Origin of the sequence: Streptomyces sp. NPDC058335, from assembly GCF_042723915.1 — a bacterium.
Classification (GTDB): Bacteria; Actinomycetota; Actinomycetes; order Streptomycetales; family Streptomycetaceae; genus Streptomyces.
On the sequence record NZ_JBHXHX010000008.1, the window covers coordinates 62976 to 84372 of the forward strand.

Annotated in this window: 9 protein-coding genes; 1 reads left to right on the top strand and 8 read right to left on the bottom strand. The window is 71.5% G+C overall.

What is annotated here, in order from left to right; genetic code table 11:
• Window positions 1–22: 22 nt before the first annotated feature.
• The 8 genes from ACFWJX_RS17115 to ACFWJX_RS17150 form a co-directional block, all read right to left on the bottom strand.
• Entirely contained in the window at window positions 23–1723 is a 1701-nt protein-coding gene (locus tag ACFWJX_RS17115; protein WP_383243167.1) for an ABC transporter ATP-binding protein, read from the bottom strand.
• A complete protein-coding gene (locus ACFWJX_RS17120) occupies window positions 1710–12611 on the bottom strand; it encodes an amino acid adenylation domain-containing protein (RefSeq protein ID WP_383243169.1) in 10902 nt (3633 codons plus the stop codon). The genes ACFWJX_RS17115 and ACFWJX_RS17120 overlap by 14 nt, the downstream gene beginning before the upstream one ends.
• 61 nt (window positions 12612–12672) lie before the next feature.
• The gene (locus ACFWJX_RS17125; RefSeq protein ID WP_383243172.1) at window positions 12673–14460 is read right to left on the bottom strand and encodes an ABC transporter ATP-binding protein; all 1788 of its coding nucleotides are present in this window, start codon (window positions 14458–14460) and stop codon (window positions 12673–12675) included.
• A gap of 2 nt (window positions 14461–14462) precedes the next feature.
• A complete protein-coding gene (locus ACFWJX_RS17130) occupies window positions 14463–15518 on the bottom strand; it encodes an iron-siderophore ABC transporter substrate-binding protein (RefSeq protein WP_383243175.1) in 1056 nt (351 codons plus the stop codon).
• 96 nt (window positions 15519–15614) lie between these two features.
• On the bottom strand, window positions 15615–16469 hold the full coding sequence (locus tag ACFWJX_RS17135; protein WP_383243177.1) for an ABC transporter ATP-binding protein: 855 nt from the start codon (window positions 16467–16469) through the stop codon (window positions 15615–15617).
• Between the two features lie 55 nt (window positions 16470–16524).
• Window positions 16525–17586 (bottom strand): FecCD family ABC transporter permease, encoded by a 1062-nt coding sequence (locus ACFWJX_RS17140; protein WP_383243180.1) that lies wholly within the window; start codon window positions 17584–17586, stop codon window positions 16525–16527.
• Window positions 17583–18641: a FecCD family ABC transporter permease gene (locus ACFWJX_RS17145; RefSeq protein ID WP_383243183.1), complete on the bottom strand. Its 1059-nt coding sequence runs from the start codon at window positions 18639–18641 to the stop codon at window positions 17583–17585. The genes ACFWJX_RS17140 and ACFWJX_RS17145 overlap by 4 nt, the downstream gene beginning before the upstream one ends.
• A 94-nt stretch (window positions 18642–18735) precedes the next feature.
• Window positions 18736–20079, bottom strand: coding sequence for a lysine N(6)-hydroxylase/L-ornithine N(5)-oxygenase family protein (locus ACFWJX_RS17150; protein ID WP_383243186.1), 1344 nt, complete (start codon window positions 20077–20079; stop codon window positions 18736–18738).
• A gap of 244 nt (window positions 20080–20323) precedes the next feature.
• Here ACFWJX_RS17150 and ACFWJX_RS17155 point away from each other — a divergent pair, with 244 nt between their 5' ends.
• A complete protein-coding gene (locus tag ACFWJX_RS17155; protein ID WP_383243189.1) occupies window positions 20324–21271 on the top strand; it encodes a methionyl-tRNA formyltransferase in 948 nt (315 codons plus the stop codon).
• The last annotated feature ends 126 nt before the right edge of the window (window positions 21272–21397 follow it).

Genomic DNA, 21397 nt, shown 5'->3' on the forward strand with positions numbered 1-21397 from the left:
GCCACAGCCGGGCGGCGACAGGTCACCGCGCCACCGCCGCGCAGTAGGTCTCGTCCGTCGCCAGGAGGTTGCGGTGGGTGTCCTCGGCGGTGATGACGCCCTCGTCGAGGACGAGGACGCGGTCGGCGGCGTCCAGGAGGGCCGGGCTGCTGGTGATGACGACGGTGGTGCGGCCCCGGCGCAGCTTCGCGACGTTGCGCGCGATGAGCTGTTCGGTGACCGCGTCCACGGCCGTCGTCGGGTCGTGCAGGACGAGGATGTCGGTGTCGGCGGCCAGGGCGCGGGCCAGCGAGAGCCGTTGGCGCTGCCCTCCGGAAAGGTTCGCGCCGCGGTCCCGGACAGCGTAGTCGAGTCCTTCGCGGTGGAGGGCGACGACGTCGGTCAGCATGGACGCCTCGACGGCCTCGGGGACCGACCGGCTGGTGCCCGACGGGTCGATGTTCGTGCGCAGGGTCCCCGCGAAGATCTCGCCGTCGTAGGGGTTCACCAGCAGGTGCTCGCGGACCGCCTCGATCGAGAGGTCCGCCAGTTCCTCCCCGCCGACCCGCACCACTCCCTCGTACGCGTGGGGCGGGACGTTGCCGGCGAGGATCGCCGCGAGGTCGGCCGCCGCGCGGGGCTGGTAGGCGGCGATGGCCACGAACTCGCCTGCGGCGACGTGGAGTTTGAGCCTGCGCAGGGTGCCGTGCCGGACACAGTCGATCTCGAGGCCTCCGCCCGCGGCGGGTCGCCGCGGTCCGGGGGTCGTGACCGGGGGCGCGGTCAGCACGAGCGCCATCCGCTCGGCCGACGCGCGCGCGATCATGACGTACTTGGGCATCTCCGAGAACAGCTTGAGCGGTTCCATGATGAACTGCGCGAGGCCCACGGCCATGACGAGTTCGCCGATGGTGATCTGACCGTCGAAGGCCAGCCAGCCGGCCGTCAGGGTCACCGCGGCGGCGAGGACCGCGTTGAGGGCCAGCGCGGTTCCGGCGTAGACGCCGTTCACCTTGGCGACGGTGATCGCCTGGTGCTTGGCCTCCGTGCTGACCTTCCGGTAGGAGCGGAACGCGGCGTGGTTGCCGCCGAAGCCGTGCAGCGGACGCAGGCCGATGATGAGGTCGGCGACCTTGGCGCCCGCCCGCGCCACCCGGGCCTGCTGTTCCTGGGTGCTGGCGCCGATCCGCTTGGACAGGATGCTCAGGGTCGACAGGATCGCGACGGTTCCCACGATCACCAGCAGCCCCAGCCGTACGTCGGCCAGGCCCAGCGCGACCGCGGCGACGAGCACCGCGACGAGCGAGCTGATCAGCAGCGGCACCACCTCGATGATGTCGGCGGTCTGGTCGGCGTCCTCGGTGGCGATGGTCAGCACCTCGCCGGACTTGAGGTCGACGTCGCGGGCGACCGGCTGGAGGCCGCACTCCGCGACCCGCACCCGCCAGCGGTGTGCCTCCGTCGTGTTGGCCTTCTGCAGGACGCGCATCCCGAACCGCCAGGACAGCGACACGGTCGTGATGATCACGGCGAGCGAGGCGATCGACAGGGCCAGCGCGCCGAGGCTCCGGTCGCGCAGCGCGTGTTCGACGATCAGGCCGAGCGCGATGGGGAAGGCGGTCTCACCGGCCTGGTAGAGGCCCATGAGGAGGGTGCCCCAGGCCATGGCGCCGATGTTGCGGCGCAGGGCCGTCCGGAGGATGTCGGACCCCGGGCGGGGCCGCTGTGTGTCAGGAGTTGTCATCGAGGTGGCGTGCAATCGCTTCCGGGGTGCGCAGGGTGAACAGATCACGGATGGTGATCACAGGACCGTACTCGCGGCGGAGCAGCCCGATCAGCCGCACCGCCAGCATGGAGTGCCCTCCGAGGGACACGAAGTCGCTCACCGCGCTCACCTCGTCGTCGTCCAGGTCCAGTGCTTCGGCGAAGAACTCGCAGACCACGGTCTCGGTCCCGGTCTCCGGTCCGCGCTCCACCGCGGTGGTCAGCGCGCCCAGCGGCCTGGCCTCGGGCAGCGCCTTGGTGTCGGCCTTCCCGTTCACCGTCAGCGGGATGCTGTCGACCTGGGCGTAGTGCGTCGGGCGCAGGAAGTCCGGGAGTGCGGCGCCCACTTGGGTGGCGACCGCCGCGAGGTCGGAGCCGTCGAGGACGAGGTAGGCGGCCAGCCGGTGGGCGCCGTCGACCTGCGGGTCGGGCTGGGCGACCGCGGCGGTGAACCGCACCGCCGGGTGGGCCGCGAACGCGGCCTCGACCTCGCCGAGTTCCACCCGGTGGCCGCGGATCTTGACCTGCTGGTCGGTGCGGCCCAGGTACATCAGGTTCCCGTCGGGCCGGCGGATCACCAGGTCCCCGGTGCGGTACATGCGCTCGCCGGGCGCACCGAAGGGGTCGGCCACGAAGCGGTGCGCGGTCTGGGCGGGCTGCCCGAGATAGCCGCGCGCGATGCCGATGCCCGACACGTACAGCTCGCCGGGGACTCCGTCCGGCAGGGGCCGCAGCCACGGGTCGAGCACGTACACGTCGGTGTTGTCGATGGCCACGCCCACCACCGGGTCCTGGCACTCGAAGGTGCCGACGCCGAGGGTGTTGATGGTGTACTCGGTGGGCCCGTACAGGTTGTAGCCGGCCGTCCCCTCGGTCTCGGCGAGCCGCTGCCACAACGTGGGTGTGACGGCCTCGCCGCCGAGCAGCACCAGCGCCGGCCGCCGTGCCGGATTGTCCAACAGGCCCTCGGCGACGAGCTGTTGCGCGTACGTCGGGGTCACGTTGATGACGTCGATCCCGTGTTCCAGGCAGTACTCGACCAAGCGGGGCGCGTCACGGCGCAGTTCCTCGTCGCAGATGTGCACCTCGTGGCCGTCGGCGAGCCACAGCAGCTCCTCCCACGACATGTCGAACGCGAACGACACGGTGTGCGCGATCCGGAAGACGCGGTGGTCGTGCTCGGCCAGCACCGGCTCGAAGATGCGCCGCTGATGGTTGATCAGCATGTTGGTGAGTCCGGCGTACTCGGTGACCACACCCTTGGGCTTGCCCGTCGACCCGGAGGTGTAGATGGTGTACGCGGGATGCCGCAGGCGGTTCGGGTCGTCCGGTGCGAACGTCACGAACGGTTCGGCCTCGGGCAGCGGGCGGTCCAACTCGATGAGGTCACCGGTCAGCCGGGGCGACACGGCGCTCACGGTGAGGATCACGTCAGGGCGGGCGTCCGCGACGATCGCGGCGATCCGCTCGTCCGGGTGGTCCAGCTCCAGCGGCACGTAGGCGGCGCCGACGCGCAATACGGCGAACAGCGCCACGATCGAGTCGAGGGAGCGTGGGATCGCCAGGCCCACGGTCGTCTCGGGGCCGATGCCGCGCCGGGCGAGTACGCCCGCCACCGCGCGGCTGCGGTCCCGCAGTCGGGCGAAGGTCATCGTCGAGCCGTCGGCGACGAGCGCGACGCGCCGCGGGTCGCGGTCCGCCGCGCGGTCGAACCGGTCGACGACGGTGTCCGTGCCGACGTCCGTGCGTGCGCCCCGCGCGGGCCGCGGCCCCACCCCCCGCAGCGCGCCGACCGGCCCGGTCGACCGTGCCAGGTCTTCGAGCACGCGCACGTAGTCGTCGAGGAGACGGCGTGCGTTCGCGGTGTCGTCGTCGCGGTGCTCCAGCTTGACGGTGAGTCGGTCGCCGGGCGTGACGACCCAGGTGAACGGGTAGTGGGTGGAGTCGTCCGCCTTCACCGAGGTGATGCCGTGCCGGGTGTTCATCTCGGCGAACGCGTCCATGTCGAGGAAGTTCTGGAGCACGAACAGGTTGTCGAACAGGGTGTCGTGCCCGCTCGCCCGCTGGATCTCGCCGAGTCCGAGGTGCTCGTGCTCCATCGCTGCGACCCTGGCCGCCTGTACGGCCGTCAGGTAGTCGCGGACGCTGTCGTCCGGGCGTGCCCGCGTCCACATGGGCACCGTGTTGAGCAGCACGCCGACGATGTCGGACAGCCCTTCGCCCTCCCGGCCGGAGACGGTCACGCCGAACACGGCGTCGCCGCGGCCCGTGTGGGCTCCGAGGAGGAGACCGAACGCGCCGGTCAGCACCGAGTTCAGCGTGACGCCGTGCACCTTGGCCGCTTCCCGCAGCAGGTCCGACTGTTCGGCGGACAGCGTGTGCACGAGTGCGCGCGGCAGATCGTCCGGGAGGGCCGGCGCCGGTCCGGCGAGCAGCGTCGGGCCGGACAGCCCGGCGAGGTGGCCGGCCCAGAAGCGTTCCGATACGGCGGGGTCCTTGGCGGCGAGCGTCCGGGCGTGGTCCTCGAAGCCCGGCGTGGCCGGGACCGCGGCCGGCGGCTCGCCCGCGACGACCGCCTCGTAGGCGTCGAAGAGGTCCCGCAGCACGATCTCGCGCGACCACCCGTCCCACAGCAGCAGGTGGTAGCTCAGCAGCAGCCCGTCACGGTCGTCGGGCAGCCGCACCACGGTCAGCCGGATCAGCGGCGGCTCCCCCGGGTCGAACCCGGTGTCCCGGTCCCGGACGCGCAGCTCCTCGGCCTCCGCCTCCGTCGACAACTCGACGGAGTGTACGGGCACTCGGCGCCCCGCGCTGAGAGTCTGGACCGGGTTTCCGTCGTCGTCGGTGGTGAAGCCGGCGCCGACGACCGGGTGCCGTGCGATCACGTACGCCATCGCGCGGGCCAGCGCGTCGGTGTCCAGGCGCCGGTCGAAGGTGAACCAGCTCTGCGCGACGTAGTGTCCGGCCGAACCGGCCATCTGGGCCTGGAAGAACAGGCCCCGCTGGAGCGGGGTGACCGGTGCGGTGCGCTCGGCCGTCGTGGAGGCGTCCACGACGCGTTGCAGCGCGCTCCGCCAGTGCTCGGTGATCTCGTCGGGGACGCCCTCGGCGAGGGTGAAGGCCGCGTGCAGGCTTCCGGTGGCCGCGTCGGCCCAGGCGTTGACCTCGACGGCGTACGGGCTGCCCTGGTCGCCGCCTGTGAGGTGCGGGGCCTGGGACTCGCTGCCCCGGCCGAGGTAGTTGAACAGCACCTGGGGGCGGGCGGTCAGCAGCGGGACCGTCTGCGGGTTGAGGTACCTGAGCAGGCCGTAGGTGACGTGCGCGTGCTCGTCCGGCTGGCGTTCGGCGACCTCGCGCGCCGCCGCGACAGGGTCGGTGTGCGCGGTGAGCCGTACGGGGGCGATGGAGGTGAACCAGCCGACCGTGCGGGTGTAGTCGTGGTGTTCCAGCGCCGGGACCCGGCCGTGCCGCTCCAGCTCGATCGCGAGGTCGGTGGGCGACGGCTGGATGCGGGTCAGCGCGGTACGCAGCGCGCCGCACAGCAGCTCGGTGAGGCCGACGCCGAGTGCGGCGGGCGCGGTACGCGTCAGGCGGTCGCTCACCTCGGGCGCGAGCGTGACCGTGGTCTCGCGCAGGCCGTCGACGGCGGGCAGCAACGCGGGTGCCCGGAGTGTCGTGATCCAGTGCCCGAGGTCGTCGGTGTCCTGGGCGGAACGGGCCGCCAGGGCTTCGGCGTACTCGGCGTAGGACGTGGTCGGTGGCGCCAGGGATTCTCCGCGCAGGGCGGCGGCCAGGTCGTCCAGCAGGATCAGCCAGGACACCGAGTCGACGGCGAGGTGGTGCACGGTGACCACCAGGGTCCGGCTCGCCTCCAGCCACGAGAACGCGACGACGTCCCCGGCCTCGGGGTCGAGCCGTCCCGCGGCCTCGTCGGCCACGGGCGTCGGGTCGGTCGCGTCCGCCCGGACGACGGTGACCTCGCGGTCGGATTCGGTGCACAGCGCCCACACCCCGTGCTCGACGCGCAACCGCAGCCGGAGGAGGGGGTGCGCGGCCACGACGGCGTTCGCGGCGCGCTCGACGTCGGCGAGACCGGTGCCCTCCGGTGCCACCAGTGTCCTGGCCTGCGCGAACCGGGCGAGCGATCCGCCGAGTTCCCGCTGGCGCAGGATGATCGGCGTCGGTGTCAGGGGGCCGTCCTCGCGGCGGGCGGGTGCGGACGCGGCGGTGGGCGGGGTGTGCGGTGTGCGGGTCCGCAGGTGTTCGGCGAGGGCGCGGGGCGTCCGGAACAGGAACACGTCCCGTGGTGCGATCGGCAGGCCGAGCGACCTGGCCCGGTTGATCACGGTGATGGCGACGATGCTGTCGCCCCCGGCCCGGAAGAAGTCGGTGTCACCGTCCACGGCCGCGTCGGACAGCGTCTCGGCGAAGATGCCGACGAGCGCGGCGAGTGCGGAGTCACCCACCGCGCCACTCATCACCGCCGGGGTCTCGTCACGCGCGGCGCGCTCGGTGAGGGCCTTGCGGTCCAGCTTGCCGTTGACCGTGAGCGGCAGGGCGCCGATCGGCAGCACCCGGCCCGGCACCATGTGGACGGGCAGTTTCGCGGACAGCAGGCCCGCGAAGTCGCCGGGCACCCGGCCCACGACGTGCGCCACGAGGTGGTCGGCGCTGTCCGCCACGGTGACGGCCACGTCGACCACACCGTCCAGTTCCCTGACCGCGGACTCCACCTCGCCCAACTCGATCCGGAATCCCTTGAGCTGGACCTGGTCGTCGGCGCGCCCCGCGAACTCCAGCTCGCCGTCGAGCGTACGGCGGGCGAGGTCGCCCGTGTGGTACATGCGGGAGCCGTCGCCCGCGAACGGGTTCGCCACGAACCGGCCGGCGGTGAGCCCCGGCCTGCCCAGGTAGCCGAGCGATACCTGGTCACCGGCGACGTAGATGGCGCCCACGCGGCCCGGCGGCACCGGACGGAGCCGGTCGTCGAGAAGATGGGTCACCAGGCCGGGGATCGGGCCGCCGATCGGGCTGACGTCGGCGCCGAGGTCGAAGTCCGCGTCGGTGAGCACCCGGTGGGTGACATGGACGGTGGTCTCGGTGATGCCGTACATGTTGACCAGTTCGGGCGAGCCGGTGCCGTGCCGGTCGACCCAGCCGCGCAGCCGCCCGAGGTCCAGCGCCTCGCCGCCGAAGATGATCCGGCGCAGTGCGGTGACCGGTTCGGCGGCGAGCCGGTCGGCCTCGATGAACTGGTAGAAGGCCGACGGGGTCTGGTTGAGCACGGTCACTCCGCGCTCGCGGACCAGCCGGTGGAAGTCGACCGGGGAGCGGGTCAGTCCGTACTCCGGCACCAGCAGCTCACCGCCGTGCGCCAGCGCGCCCCACAGCTCCCAGACCGCGAAGTCGAAGGAGAAGGAGTGGAACTGGACCCACACGTCGTCGGGGCCGAAGCCCATGTCGGGCCGGGTGTTGGCGAGCAGCGTCACCACGCTGGAGTGCGGGACGACGACGCCTTTGGGCCTGCCGGTCGAGCCGGACGTGTAGATCACGTAGGCGGGGTCGTGCCAGGTGACCTCCGCCCCCGCCTCGCCGGTGTCCGACGGCAGTTCGTCCCCCTGCACCAGTACACGGGCCGAAACCCCCGCGCCCGCCAGCAGTCGCGTGAACCGGTCCCGCTGTTCGCGGTCCACCAGGACGGCCTGCGGGGTGGCGTCGGCGAGGATGTACTCCAGCCGTTCGTCCGGGTAGGCGAGGTCCAGCGGCACGTACGCGCCGCCCGCGCTGACGATCGCGACCAGGGCGACGACCTGTTCGAGGGAGCGCGGCACGGCGACGGCGACCCGCTTGCCGGGCCCGACCCCGGCCGCGCGCAGAGCGGACGCCAACTCGTCCTTCGACCGCGCGAGTTCGCCGTAGGTCAGGGAGCGGCTTCCGCCGTCGAGACCGCACTGGGTGACGGCGGTGGCGGCCGGGGCGCGGTGCGCGGCCGCGTCGAACAGGCCGCCCAGCGTCACGGGGGTGACCGGTGCGGGCCGCGCGGCGGGCGCCGGCTCGTCGACCGGGGCGTCCGGCCGGGTGAGCAGGCCGGTGAGGGTCCGGGTGAACGTGCTCAGGAGCGCCTGGGCGCTCGCCTCCCGCAGCAGCTCGCCGTCGTAGATCAGACTGAAGCGCGGGCGGCCCTCGGGGGTGCGCTCCACGACCAGGGTCAACGGGTAGTGCGGGGCCCCCTCGTTGACGATGTCGGTGATGGCCAGCGTGTCGCCGGGACGGCGCAGAGCGTCCACGTCGGTCGCCACGTCGAAGACGACCAGGGTGTCGAAGAGGGTGCCGGTACCGGTCCGGCGGCCGATCCTGGCCAGGGAGACGTGCTGGTGCGCCAGGACCGCGCTCTGGTGTTCCCGCACCGAGGCGAGCAGGTCCCCCGCCGTGGTGGCGGCGCCCCAACGGGCGCGCACCGGGATCGTGTTGATGAACAGGCCCACCATGTCCTCGATGCCGGGCACATCCATGTCGCGCCCGGACACGGTGGAACCGAACACCACGTCGTTGCCGTGCAGGATGCCGCCCAGCGTGACCGCCCAGGCGCTGTGCACGGCCACGCTCAGCGGCACTCCGGCCGACCGGGCCGCCGCGTCGATGTCCTCCGTCGGCTCCACCGCCGTGTCGGCGAACCGGTCGGAGGGGGTGTGCCCCTCGGCGACCAGTGAGGGGCCGGGCAGGTCGGCGAGCTGCTCGCGCCACACCCGGTCGCTCTCGTCGTCGTCGCGTCCGGCGAGCCGGCGCACGTAGTCGGCGAAGCCGCCGAGCGGATGCACGGTGCCCGGGGCGTGGTACTCGGTGAGCAGCGCGCGGAGCATCGGCGGCACCGACCAGCCGTCGGCGATGATGTGGTGCACGGTCTGCACGAGGACGGTGCGGCCGGAGCCGGCGCGGATGAGCGTGTACCGCATCAACGGGCCGGTGGCCAGGTCGAACCCGGCGCGGCGGTCCCGCTCGGCGTGGTCGCGGATCTCGGCGTCGGTGATGCCGGGTCGGTCCAGCGTGGTGAAGGGCGCTTCCACGCCGCTCTCCAGGACGGAGACCACGCGGCCGTCGGCGAGGGCCACGAACCGTGCGGCCAGGTTCGGGTACAGGGCGAGCAGCCGGGTGGCCGCCGCCGCGAGCCGGTCGGCGTCCACCTCGCCGTCCAGGGTGAGCAGTTGCTGCTCGACGTAGGCGCCCGCGGAGTCGTCGTCGAAGACCGAGTGGAAGTAGAGGCCTTCCTGCAACGGGGTCAGCGGCAGGACGTCCCGCAGCGCCGGACCGTCCAGGGCGTCGACATCGGTCTGGGTGAGCGGCACCAGGGGGAAGTCGCTGGGCGAGTGGCCGCCCCCGTCCAGTGCGGCCAGTCCGGTCAGGGCCTCGCGGAAGTAGTCGCCGAGGGTCGTGATGTCCTCGTCGGTGAACAGGCCGTCGGGCCAGGAGACGGTGGTGACCAGTTCGTAGGCGCCGCTGGAGGCGGGTTCGGCGATCGCGTTGAACTCCAGGGCGCGCGGCAGGCGCATCCTCGGGTCGCGCCTCTCGCCCAACTGACCGGTGGTGCCGGTGAGTTGCCAGTCGCCGGAGGCGCCGGCGTCGAAGCGGCCCAGGTAGTTGAACAGCACCTGCGGTGCGGGGGTGTCGAACCGGGTGCCGGCCAGGTGGCGCAGGGCGCCGTAGGAGAGGCCGTTGCCGGGCACCTGGGCGAGGTCTTCCTTGACCGCCTTGAGGGCGCCGGCCAGGTAGTCGGGGGCGGTGAGGTCGGGCGCGGCGCCGGGGTCCACGGTCACCGGGAACAGGGTGGTGAACCAGCCCACCGTCCGGGAGAGGTCGGGTTCGAAGCCGGCGGCGTCCGCGACGAACCGTCCTTCGCGGCCGTGGCCCTCGAGTTCGATGTGCGCGAACGTCTGGTCCTGTCCCAGATCGCGGCGCCACCGGGCGAGGGTGACGGCGAGCGCGGTGAGCAGTACGTCGTTGACGCCCGCGTGGAATTTCGCGGGTATCTCGCCCAGCAGCGCGGCCGTGGTCTCGGCGCCGACGGAGACGGTCCGCAGCCGCTCCCGGGCGACGGTGTCGGCCGCGGACAGCGGGCGCCTGCCCACCGGCCCGTCCGCTCCCGGCAGGGGGCGCTGGAAGTAGGCGCGATCCGTGTCGAACGCCGTGCGCTCCAGCAGTTGCGTCCAGCGCCGGAAGGAGGTGCCCACCGGGGGCAGCTCGATCGGCGCGCCCGAGGCGAGCTGCCGCCAGGCCGTGGCCAGGTCCTCCATCAGGATCCGCCAGGACACGCCGTCGATCACCACGTGGTGGGCGGCCAGGACGAGCTGGTGTGCCTCGCGGCGCCAGACGGCACGCAGCATCGCGCCGCCCGCCGGGTCGAGACCGTCGGTGGCGAGCGTGACGCAGTCGTCGAGCGGCCGGTCGCTCTCCTGCCAGGCCCGCACGGCACCGCCGGGCTCCGGGATGTCGAAGCTCCAGCGGTCGCCGCGGACCAGCCGGGCGCGGAGCATGTCGTGCCGTGCGACCACGGCGCCGAGGATCTCGTCGAGGGCGTCGGCGGTCAGGTCGGCGGGCGTGTTCAGCACCACCGACTGCACGAAACCGTCGATCGCGTCGGTGGTCTCGCCGAGCCACTGCACGATGGGCGATCCGATGACGGACCCGGTCGGGACGTCACCGTGGTCCACCCGCGAGTTGTCCTCACGGCCGGCCACCGCCGCCAGGGCTCCGACAACGCTGTGGGTGAAGATCTGCCGTGCCGTGACGTAGAGGCCCGCCTCGCGCAGCGCGCTCAGCAGGGAGATCGCCAGGATACTGTCCGCGCCGAGCTGGAAGATGTCCTGGTCGACACCGACCTCGTCCAGTCGCAGCACCTGGGCGACGGCCGCGCACACCAGGCGTTCGTTCTCGGTGGCGGGCGGAACGACCGAGCCGGTGCCGGTGACGGGCTCCGGCAGCGCGTTCCGGTCGAGCTTGCCGTTCGCGGTGAGCGGGAACTCGGTCATCACGACGATGTGGGCGGGCACCATGTACTCGACCATGTGCGCGGCGGCCCAGGCCCTGACCTCGTCCGCCCGCAGGTCCTCGCGTCCGGCGGCCGGGATGACGTACCCGATCAGGTAGGTGCCGCCGGCGGTGTTCTTCCTGGCGACGACGCAGGTGTGGCGTACTCCGGGGTGTTCCGCGAGGCCGACCTCGACGTCCTCGATCTCCAGCCGCATACCGCGGATCTTGATCTGGTTGTCGGCGCGGCCGAGGAAGTCCAGCGTTCCGTCGGGGGCGAACCGTGCCAGGTCGCCGGTCCGGTAGAGGCGGGACCCGTCGTTCGCGAAGGGGTTGGCCACGAACCGGGAGGCCGTCAGGCCGGGCGCGTTGACATACCCGCGTCCCAGGAGGAATCCGCCCACGTACAGTTCGCCGCCGACCCCGACCGGGACGGGGCGCAGCTCGTCGTCCAGGACGTACAGCTGGGTGTTGGGGTTGGCCTTGCCGATCGAGGTCGACAGGCGCTCCGCGGCACCCCGGTAGATGACGTGCGAGACACCGATGGTCGTCTCGGCCGGGCCGTAGCCGTGGTACATGGGGATGTCGAGCTTGGTGCGGAAACGCTCGTACAGCTCCGGGGTCAGGACCTCGCCGCCGCACCACACGTGCCGCAGGCTGTCGAGGCTGCCGGAGTCGCCCGCGATCTCCAGGAGCACGTCCAGCATGGAGGACACGAGGTAGGTGAAGGTGACGCGCTGCTCGGCGATGACGCTCAGCAGATGGTGCGGGTCCCGTTCGCCGCCGGGCCGCAGGACCACGAGTCTGGCGCCGGACACCAGCGGCAGGAAGATCTCGTTGATGGAGATGTCGAAGGACAGCGGCGCCTTGAACAGGGACGCGTCGTCGTGGCCGAAGTGCAGGATCTCGTCGACCTGCCACAGCAGGCGTTCGCTGATCGCCTCGTGGCGGATCATCGCCCCCTTGGGCCGGCCGGTCGAGCCGGACGTGAAGATGACGTAGGCCAGGGCGGCGCCGGGGACGGTGACGGCGGGGGCCTCGGTGGGGTGGCTGCCGTACCGCCAGTCGCCGAGGTCGACGGCCAGGGCGTCCGGTTCGTCCGGGTCGTGCTCGCCCGAGGCGTTGAGCTGTACGACGACCCGGGCGTCCTCGATGACGACGGCTCGGCGTGCGGCGGGCCACTGCGGGTCGAGCGGCACGAAGGCGCAGCCCGCCTGGAGTACGCCGAGCAGCCCGATCACCATGTCGGCGGAGCGGCCCAGCGAGATGCCGACGACCTGTTCGGAGGTGAGTCCGCGTTCGATCAGCCGGTGGGCCAACTGGGCCGACCGCTCGGCGGCCTGGCGGTAGGTCAGGGTGCGGTGCTCGTCGACGACGGCGACCGCGTCGGGCCTGGTGCGCGCCTGTTCCCGGAACATCTCGACGATGGTCGGGCGGACCCGGTCGGCGTGGGTGTCGTTCCATGCGGCGAGCGCTGCGAGCCGTGCCGCCGGACCGGCCGGGCCGATGGTGCCGATGGGCCGGTCCGGGAAGTCGGCGAGGTCGTCCAGCGCGAGTTGTGCGTCGGCGGGGGTGACTCCTTCGGGGACCGTGATGCTGCGGCCGCCCCCGTCGGCCTCCCGGCTGCCGGGGCCGTCACCGCCGTTGTCGACCCAGCCGAGGATCTCGGTGAACAGGGTGCCGGGGGTGAGGTCGATGCCCTCGGGACTTCGGCCCGTCGCCCAGTACGACAGCCCGATGGCGCACGCTTCGGCGATGGTCCGGTCGGAGTGGTCACCGGTTCGCCGGCGCACGTCGGCCAGCCGCGTGGCAGAGAGCAGTGCGAGACGAGCGCTCGGTTCCATCATCGAAGACTCAGCTTCCCTTCCACGGAATGAGAGTTGGCCCAAACCGACTCAGGCGGTGTGCCTAACTGCCTTCTCGCCAGGCCCGCCACAGTCGGGCGTACCGGCCGCCCAGGGCCACCAGTTCCTCGTGGGTGCCCTGCTCCACCACGCGTCCCGCGTCGAGTACCGCGATCCGGTCGGCCGCCATCGCCTGGGTCAGCCGGTGCGCCACGAACAGCGTCGTCCGACCCGCGCACGCGGCCAGCACGGCCCGGTCCAGCTCGGCGGCGCCCTCGCTGCCGGCCTCCGCGGTCGACTCGTCGAGCACCACCACCGGCGCCCGGCCCAGTACCAGCCGGGCCAGGGCGATCTGGGCGACCTTGGTGACGTCCAGGCGCTCGCCGCCCTCGCCGACCAGGGTGGTCAGCCCGTCGGGCAGCGCCTCGACCCACCGGTCGGCGCCGACCGTGCGCAGCGCGTCCAGCAGTTCGGCGTCGGTCGCGTCCGGCGCGGCCAGCCGCAGGTCGTCCGCGAGGGGACCGGAGAACACGTGTGTCTCCTGCGTCAGGATGCTCACCAGGGCCCGCGCGCCGGCCTCGTCCAGGCCGGCGAGGTCGGTCGGCCCGATGCGCACCGACCCGGCCTGCGGTGTCCCGATGCCCGCGATGAGCGCGGCCAGGGTCGTCTTGCCCGCGCCCGTCGCCCCGACCAGGGCGAGCGAACCGCCGGCCGGGATCGTCAGGTCGACGTCCCGCAGCACCGGTTCCTCGGTGTCGGGGTAGCTGAACGTCAGTCCCCGCACGGTCACCGGGTACGAGGCGGCGTCGGCCTGTGCGACGGAGGCGTCGCCGACCAGACGGTCCTCCGCGGACTCCCCCAGCACGCCGACCAGCCGGGTCAGGCTCGCGCCCGACTTCTGCGCCTCGTCGAAGGTGAACATGATCGCGCCCAGCGGGGTGAACAGCCGGTGGAACAGGAGCGGGGCCGCCGATACCTCGCCCAGACTGGCGGCGCCGGCCTCCAGCAGGGCGTACCCCACCACGATGATGAGGACGAGCCCGATGAACTCGGCGCGGTTCTCCCGGCCGACGAACCGGCCGAAGAACCGGAACACCTCGATGCCGAGTTCACGCACCCGCCACGACTCACGGGTGACCTTCTCGCGGAAGGTGTCCTCGAGGCGGTACGCGCGGACCGTGTCGATCCCGTTGAGACCGCTGATCAACGCCTGCGCGCGGTCGGCCTGGGCCACGCGCTGCTTGCGGTAGAGCGGGGCGGACCGGGGGAGGTACCAGCGCAGGGCCAGCGCGTACGCGGGCAGCGCGCCGGCGCCCGCCAGGCCGAGCCGCCAGTCCAGCCCGAACATGCCGAGCGTCGCGATGACGACCAGCACGCCGGCCGAGAACACCGTCGGGACGGCCGTGCGGATGCCCTTGGACAGCACCGCCACGTCGTCGCCGACCCGGGAGAGTACGTCTCCGCGGCCGACCTGCTCGATCCGGGCGCTCGGCATCCCGAGGACCGCCCGGACGGCGCCTTCCCGCAGCCGGGCGAGCAGATCCGCGCCCAGCCGGCCGATGAGGTAGGTCGACACCGCGGTGGCCGCCGCGCCGAGCAGCGCGGCGGCGACCATCACGGCGCCGATCGTGACGAGGATGGACTGCGACCTGCCCTCGACGACACCGTCGACGACCCTGCCGAGCAGGAGCACCGGCAGCACCTGGAGTGCCGCCCCGGCCACCGTGGTGAGCACGGTGGCCGTCGTCAGCCCCGGCACCTCGCGGCAGTGCGCCGCGACCCACCGGGTGGCCTCACGTCCGGTCGCCGTTCGCAGGGTTGCCGGGGCGACGCGCGTCTCGGTGGTGCTCACACCTACTCTGCCGACTTGACGAGCTCGTCGATCGCGTAGGGCATGGACAGCAGGGTGCCCTGGGAGATGGCCGCGCCGACCGCGGGGCCCTCGCTGTCGAGCAGGTACGACACCTTGCCGTTCTTGACGGCGTCCAGGTTGGTGAACAGCTCGAACTTCTTCAGCGCGTCCGTGTCCGCCTTGTCGTTGATGACGAAGATGCGGTCGACGTCGACCAGGTCGATGCGCTCCGGGGAGAGCTTGGTGTAGAAGCTGCCGTCGGCGACCTTGTCGATCTCGGTCTGGTACTTGAACCCGATGCCGGTCAGCAGGCGTCCACGCACGTCGGTGGAGGTGAAGGGCGCGACGGAGTTCTCGTACCAGGACAGCGCCACGGCGGTCTCGTCGGCGAACTCGGGGTGCGCCTTCTTGGCCGCGTCGAGCTTGTCCTGGATGCCCTGCACCAGCTTCTCGCCCTCCTCGGCCTTGCCGAGCGCCTTGGCGATGTGCAGCGCGTTGTCCTGCCAGGGCGCGCTGAACGGCTCCTTCTCGGCCTTGGTACGGCCCACCGTCGGGGCGATCTTGGAGAGCTTGTCGTAGGCGGCCTGGTCGATCTCGGAGTAGACCGCGATGATCAGGTCCGGGCGCAGGGCGGCGATCTTCTCGTAGTTGGGGCCGGAGTCACCGTTCTTCATGATGACCTCGGGCTTGGTGTCGCCCCACTGCTCCTTCACCCAGGGCCACTGGGTGTTGATGTCGGGGCTCCGGCCGGCCGGGTTCGGGTACTGGTCGACCATGCCGACGGGCTTGACGCCGAAGGCCAGGATGGTCTGGTCGTCCGTGTAGCCGACGGAGACGACCCGCTGGGGCGCCTTGCTGATCTTCGTGGATCCGAACGCGTGCTCCACGGTGACCGGGAAGGCGCCGGCGGCGGCAGCGGTCGAGGTGGTGTCGCTCGCCGTGTCCTTGTCCGAGTCGGAACCGCATCCCGCGAGGAGCCCCACGCCGAGGGTCGCGGCCGAAAGCACCGCCGCGAGCCGCCGCCGGGGCTTCCTGAGGGTCGTTCGATGGAGGAACATCCGCAATCCCTTGCTCTCGCACTGTCCGCTGCGCCTTGTTCTCAGGCAGGCAAACCCTACCGACAAAAGTGAGGTTAGCCTAGCCTAACCACGAATCTAACTGCCCTTTTGCGTCGCCAAGTTGACGTGCGTACGACCGATCGGCACGATCAACGGCCGGTCCCCCACGGGGTCGTCGATCACCTGGGCCCGCAGTCCGAACGCCTCGTGCAGCAACCCGGCGGTGATCACGTCACGCGGATGCCCCTGCGCCAGGATCGACCCGTCCCGCATCACGATGAGGTTGTCGCTGTAGCGGGTGGCCAGGTTGAGGTCGTGCAGCACCATCACCACGGTGCACCCCGACTCGTGCAGGTCGTCGACGAGATCGAGCACGTCGACCGCGTGCGCCAGGTCCAGATAGGTGGTCGGCTCGTCGAGCAGCAGCAGGTCGGTGCCCTGAGCCAGCGTCATCGAGATCCAGACCCGCTGACGCTGCCCGCCGGACAGCGAGTCGACGGGACGGTCGGCTAGGTCGGACACCCCCGTCATGGCCAGCGCACGCTCCACCACGGAGGCGTCGTCCGACGACCACTGCCGCAGCCAACTCTGGTGCGGGTGACGGCCCCTGGCCACCAGGTCGGCCACCGTCAGCCCCTCCGGGGCGACCGGCGCCTGCGGCAGCAGGCCGAGCTTCTTCGCCACGTCCCTGGTCCTGAGCTTGGCGATGTCGTCGCCGTCCAGGACGACCGTCCCGCTGGTCGGCTTGAGCAGTCGTGACAGGGTCCGCAACAGGGTCGACTTCCCACAGCCGTTGGGGCCGATGATCGTGGTCATGACCCCCGGCGGGATCGCCACGTCGAGATCGTCGATGACGATCCGGCCGCCGTATCCGACCGTGACGCCGCTGGCTGCCAGCCGTGCGGTCCTCTCGACCACGGGCTCGACGTCGGTGATGTGCTGAGCGACCACAAGGCCCCCTTGTATTTAGGTATGCCTCACCTTTGTACCAGCAACTGGCCGGCGGTCATCGAAGGTTGGCCCGCACCAGCAGATAGACCAGGAAGGGACCGCCGACCGCGGCGGTGACCACGCCCACCGGGAGGGTGACCGGCAGCGCCGTACGGGCGGTCAGGTCCGCGCCGATCAGCAGCAGGGACCCCACCAGGCCGGAGGCCACCATCGGCGGTGTCGGACTCCTCGTCAGACGCATCGCCACCTGCGGCGCCACCAGCGCCACGAACGGCACGGGCCCCGCGGCGCTGACCGCCACACCGGCCAGCAGCACGGCGCACAGCAGCAGGACGGCTCGCACCCTGCCGTACCGGACGCCCAGGCCGGCCGCGACCTCGTCGCCGAAGTGCATCGGCTTGAACTGGAACGCGGCACCCGACACGACGAGGAGAAGGACGAGGGAGCACCAGAGCGCCACCCAGACCTCGTTCCACGACCGGTTGTCCAGCGAGCCGACCAGCCAGGCCTGGGCGCGGGCGACGTCCCGGATGTCGGCGGACACCAGCAGCCAGGTGGTGATCGCCTCCATCACCGCGCTCACCGAGATGCCGATGAGGATGAGCCGGAAGCCGTCGACACCGCGCCGCCAGGCCAGGAAGTACACCAGCAGGCCTGTCCCGAGGCCGCCCGCGAGGGCCGCCGCCGACAGGCCGACGGAGTCGGTGATCGCGGCGGCGGTGCCGCCCGACACCGTCACCAGGAACACCGCGACGGCGCTGGCACCCCCGGTGATCCCGAGAATGTCCGGGCTGGCGAGGGGGTTGCGCGCGATGGACTGGGTGATCGCCCCGGACACGCCCAGCGCGATCCCCACGACGAGGCCGGCCAGGGCCCGCGGCATCCGCAGGTCCATGATCACGAACTCGTCGACCTGCTCGCCCCGGCCGAAGATCGTGGCGACGACGTTGGGCAGGCCGACGGGGAAGTCCCCCACGGCGATGGACAGGCAGAGCACCAGGAAGGTGGCCGCCGCCAGCAGCAGCGTGACGCCCGCGACCCAGGGCCGCCAGACGAACGACATCTGGCCGAGTCGTACGCCCGGCGTCACCGCCTGCTTCACATCAGTCCCGTTCATGCGTTCTTGAACTTTCCGCGCCACACCAGAACCGCGAAGAACGGGGCGCCGAGGAGTGCGACGACGACCCCCGCGTCCAACTCGCCCGGCCGCACCACCAGCCGCCCCACGATGTCGCAGACCAGCAGGACGATGGCCCCGAGCAGACCCGCGTAGGGCACCAGCCAGCGGTAGTCCGGCCCGGTGAGGTACCGGGCGACGTGGGCCACCATCAGGCCGAGGAAGGCGACGGGGCCGGTCGCCGCCGTCGCCGCGCCCGCGAGCAGGGTGATGGCGACGATGCCGACGGTCCGGCTCAGCGCGATGTTCACGCCGAGTCCGCGCGCCACGTCGTCGCCCAGGTTGAGCAGGTTGATGGCGGGCAGTGTGGTCAGGGCCAGCACCAGCCCGAGGACGATGAACGCGGTCACCGGCCAGATGACGTCGAAGCCGACACCGGCCAGGGAGCCCGAGTTCCAGAACCGCAGCGCGTTCAGCGACTTCTGGTCCGACAGCGCGACCGCCACGGTCATCGCGGCGAGGAACACCGTGATCCCCTGCCCGGCCAGTGCGAGCGTCAACGGGTTGCCGGCGCCCCGGCCGAGGCTCGACAGCCCGAACACGACGACTCCGGCGACGCCCGCCCCCAGGAAGGCGAACCAGACGTACTGGAAGGGGTCGGAGAGTCCGAACACGGCGATCACCGTCACCACGGCGAACGAGGCGCCGGCGTTCACCCCCAACAGGCCCGTGTCGGCGATGGGGTTGCGCGTGTAGCCCTGGATGAGGGCGCCGCCGACGCCCAGGGCGATGCCCGCCACGACGGCGAGCACCGTCCGGGGCACCCGTACGGTCTGCACGATGAGCCTGATCTCGGTGAGCCGCTGGTCGGCGTCCGGGGCGGTGAACAGCCCGTGCCACACCTCGGCCGGGCTCAACGCGCGCGCGCCGACGGCCAGTGACACGGTCCCCGCGGCCGCGAGGAGCACCACCAGCATGCCCAAACCCACAACCCGCCGCCGACGGGCCTCTGTTGTGCCCCTGGACGCGGGGCGCTCGACTGCGGTCGTGGCCATGACGACGTACGTTATCCCTTTGGTTTCACGGGTTGCACGATGGTGCCGCGCCTGCCCGGTGCGGCTCACCCGGCGGGGCAGGCGGTCGGACGGACTAGCGGGCGGTGTCGGTGACCTTCCGGGCCCCGTGTGAGGGGGACTCGACGCCCCGGTCGAGGAGGGAGTCCAGGATCTCGCCGACCCTGATGGCGGTGTTGGACAGCAGCGCGGAGGTGATGCCGTGCGTGTGCTCCGTACCGCCCTGGAGGTAGATGCCGCAGTTCAGGTCGGGGTCGGTGGCGATGCGGTAGTCGCGCTCGACGCGGACCCGGCCCTCCTCGTCCCGGAGGCAGCGGTCCGCGACCTCGCCGAGCAGGCCGAGCGGGTCGGCGGGGCTGTAGCCGGTGGCGAAGACCACGACGTCCGCGTCCAGGAGGGTCTCCTCGCCGGTGACGAGGGACCTCACGGTGGCACGGACCCCGTCCGGGGTCTCCTTGACGTCGGCGAGCCGGGACACGTTGAGGAAGCGCAGCCGCTCGGTGCCGAGGACCTTCTCCTGGTACGTCTGCCGGTAGAGGTCGTCGATCAGGTCGATGTCCACCACGGAGTAGTTGGTGTTGCCGTGGTAGTCCATCAGCCGGCGTTTGACGTGCTCGGGGGCGGCGAAGTAGTCGTCGACCGCCTCGGGGTCGAAGATCCGGTTGGCGAAGCTGCTGTCGTCGGCGGGGCTGTAGCCGTAGCGGGAGAAGACCGCGCAGATCTCGGCCCCGGGGAAGCGGCGGTGCAGGTAGGCGACGTTCTCGGCGGCGCTCTGGCCGGCGCCCACGACGACGAACCGGGAGGGCGAAGTGCCTTCCAGTCCCTCGACCTTGGCGAGCAGTTCGGAGTTGTGCCAGACGCGGTCGCCGCGCTCCATGCCCTGCGGCATGAGGGGACGCAGCCCGGTGCCGATGACGAGGTTGCGGGCCCGGTGGACCTCCAGCCCCTCGCCCGTGCGGACCGTCACTTCCAGGTGGTCCACGGCTCCGTCGCGGACGGCGGGCGCGACGCCGACGACCTCGTGGCCGTAGGAGACCATGTCCTCGACCTTGGCCGCGGCCCACTCGAAGTAGTCGTGGAACTCCACGCGCAGCGGGAAAAGGCTCTTGTGGTTGATGAAGTCGATCAGCCGTCCCTTGCTCTTGAGGTAGCAGAGGAAGCTGAACTCGCTGGTCGGGTTCCGCAGCGTCACCAGGTCCTTGAGGAAGGACACCTGCATGGTCGCGTCGTCGATCAGCATGCCGCGGTGCCAGCCGAAGCTCGGCTGCTGCTCGAAGAAGTGAGCGGTGACAGCCTCCTGCCGGCCGGCGCGTGCGTTGTGCTCGCTGAGTGCGATCGCCATGGCGACATTGGACGGTCCGAAGCCGATACCGATCAGGTCGTGGATCGCTGATGCGTCAGCAGGAAGAACCCGTGACATGTCTCTCCCATCGTGCGGGGCAGCCGCCAGTACGGCGTGGGGAAACGCAAGGCGGGCACGCCGAAGGAGCGGCCCGCTGAACTTAGGTGAGCCTAAGCTAATCCTGTGCGGCTGTCGATAGGACGGAACACGCCTGCGAGCGTGGGGAGTTCACCAACCGGTGCACCCTGTACACCCGTTGAAAACTAAGGTAAGCCTTGCTTTACTGCTCCCGGTCCACCCCCTGTCTTGAGGAGGAACCCCCATGCGGGTCGTCATGTTCGGTTACCAGACCTGGGGGCACCGCACCCTGCAAGCCCTCCTGGACTCCGAGCACGACGTGGTGCTGGTCGTGACCCACCCGAGGAGCGATCACGCGTACGAGAAGATCTGGAGCGACTCCGTCGCCGATCTCGCCGAAGAGCACGGCGTCCCCGTACTGATCCGCAACCGCCCTGACGACGACGAGCTGTTCGAGCGCCTCAAGGAGGCCGACCCGGACATCATCGTGGCCAACAACTGGCGGACCTGGATCCCCCCGCGCATCTTCGACCTGCCGCGCCACGGCACACTCAACGTCCACGACTCGCTGCTGCCGAAGTACGCCGGTTTCTCGCCACTGATCTGGGCCCTGATCAACGGTGAGCCCGAAGTCGGCGTCACCGCCCACATGATGAACGACGAGCTCGACGCCGGCGACATCGTCCGGCAGGAAGCGGTTCCGGTCGGACCGACGGACACCACGACCGACCTCTTCCACAAGACGGTCGACCTCATCGCCCCGGTCACCATCGGCGCACTCGACCTCATCGCCTCCGGACGGACCGAGTTCACCAAGCAGGACCGGTCGCAGGCGAGCTTCTTCCACAAGCGCTCCACCGAGGACATCCGCATCGACTGGAACTGGCCGGCCGCGGACCTGGAGCGCCTGGTCCGCGCCCAGTCCGAGCCGTACCCCAGCGCCTTCACCTTCCACAAGGGCAAGCGCCTCGAGGTCCTCGCGGCGGTCGTCTCCGAGGCCCGCTACGGCGGCACTCCCGGCCGCATCTTCTACCGCGAGGGCGACGGCGTGGTGATCGTCGCCGGGGCCGACGCCCGCACCGGCCGCAACCACGGCCTGGCCATCACCCGCGTACGCACCGAGGACGGACGGGAGTTGGCGGCCACGGAGTACTTCACCTCGATGGGCGGCTATCTGACGAGCCGCCCCTGACGCACCCCCGCGCCTGCGAGGTACGTCGGTTCGGAACAGGTCGATCGGTCCCCCGCGGTCGGCGAAGCGTCCCGAGCCGGCGCCGGGCCCCTCGGTCGCCGGCCGGACGATCGCGTCGGTACCCTC

Excerpts from the sequence above, each read along its gene's own strand:
- ACFWJX_RS17115 (WP_383243167.1), bottom strand. The coding sequence starts at position 1,723 with ATGACAACTCCTGACACACAGCGGCCCCGCCCGGGGTCCGACATCCTC.
- ACFWJX_RS17120 (WP_383243169.1), bottom strand. The coding sequence starts at position 12,611 with ATGATGGAACCGAGCGCTCGTCTCGCACTGCTCTCTGCCACGCGGCTG.
- ACFWJX_RS17130 (WP_383243175.1), bottom strand. The coding sequence starts at position 15,518 with ATGTTCCTCCATCGAACGACCCTCAGGAAGCCCCGGCGGCGGCTCGCG.
- ACFWJX_RS17140 (WP_383243180.1), bottom strand. The coding sequence starts at position 17,586 with ATGAACGGGACTGATGTGAAGCAGGCGGTGACGCCGGGCGTACGACTC.
- ACFWJX_RS17145 (WP_383243183.1), bottom strand. The coding sequence starts at position 18,641 with ATGGCCACGACCGCAGTCGAGCGCCCCGCGTCCAGGGGCACAACAGAG.
- ACFWJX_RS17150 (WP_383243186.1), bottom strand. The coding sequence starts at position 20,079 with ATGTCACGGGTTCTTCCTGCTGACGCATCAGCGATCCACGACCTGATC.
- ACFWJX_RS17155 (WP_383243189.1), top strand. The coding sequence starts at position 20,324 with ATGCGGGTCGTCATGTTCGGTTACCAGACCTGGGGGCACCGCACCCTG.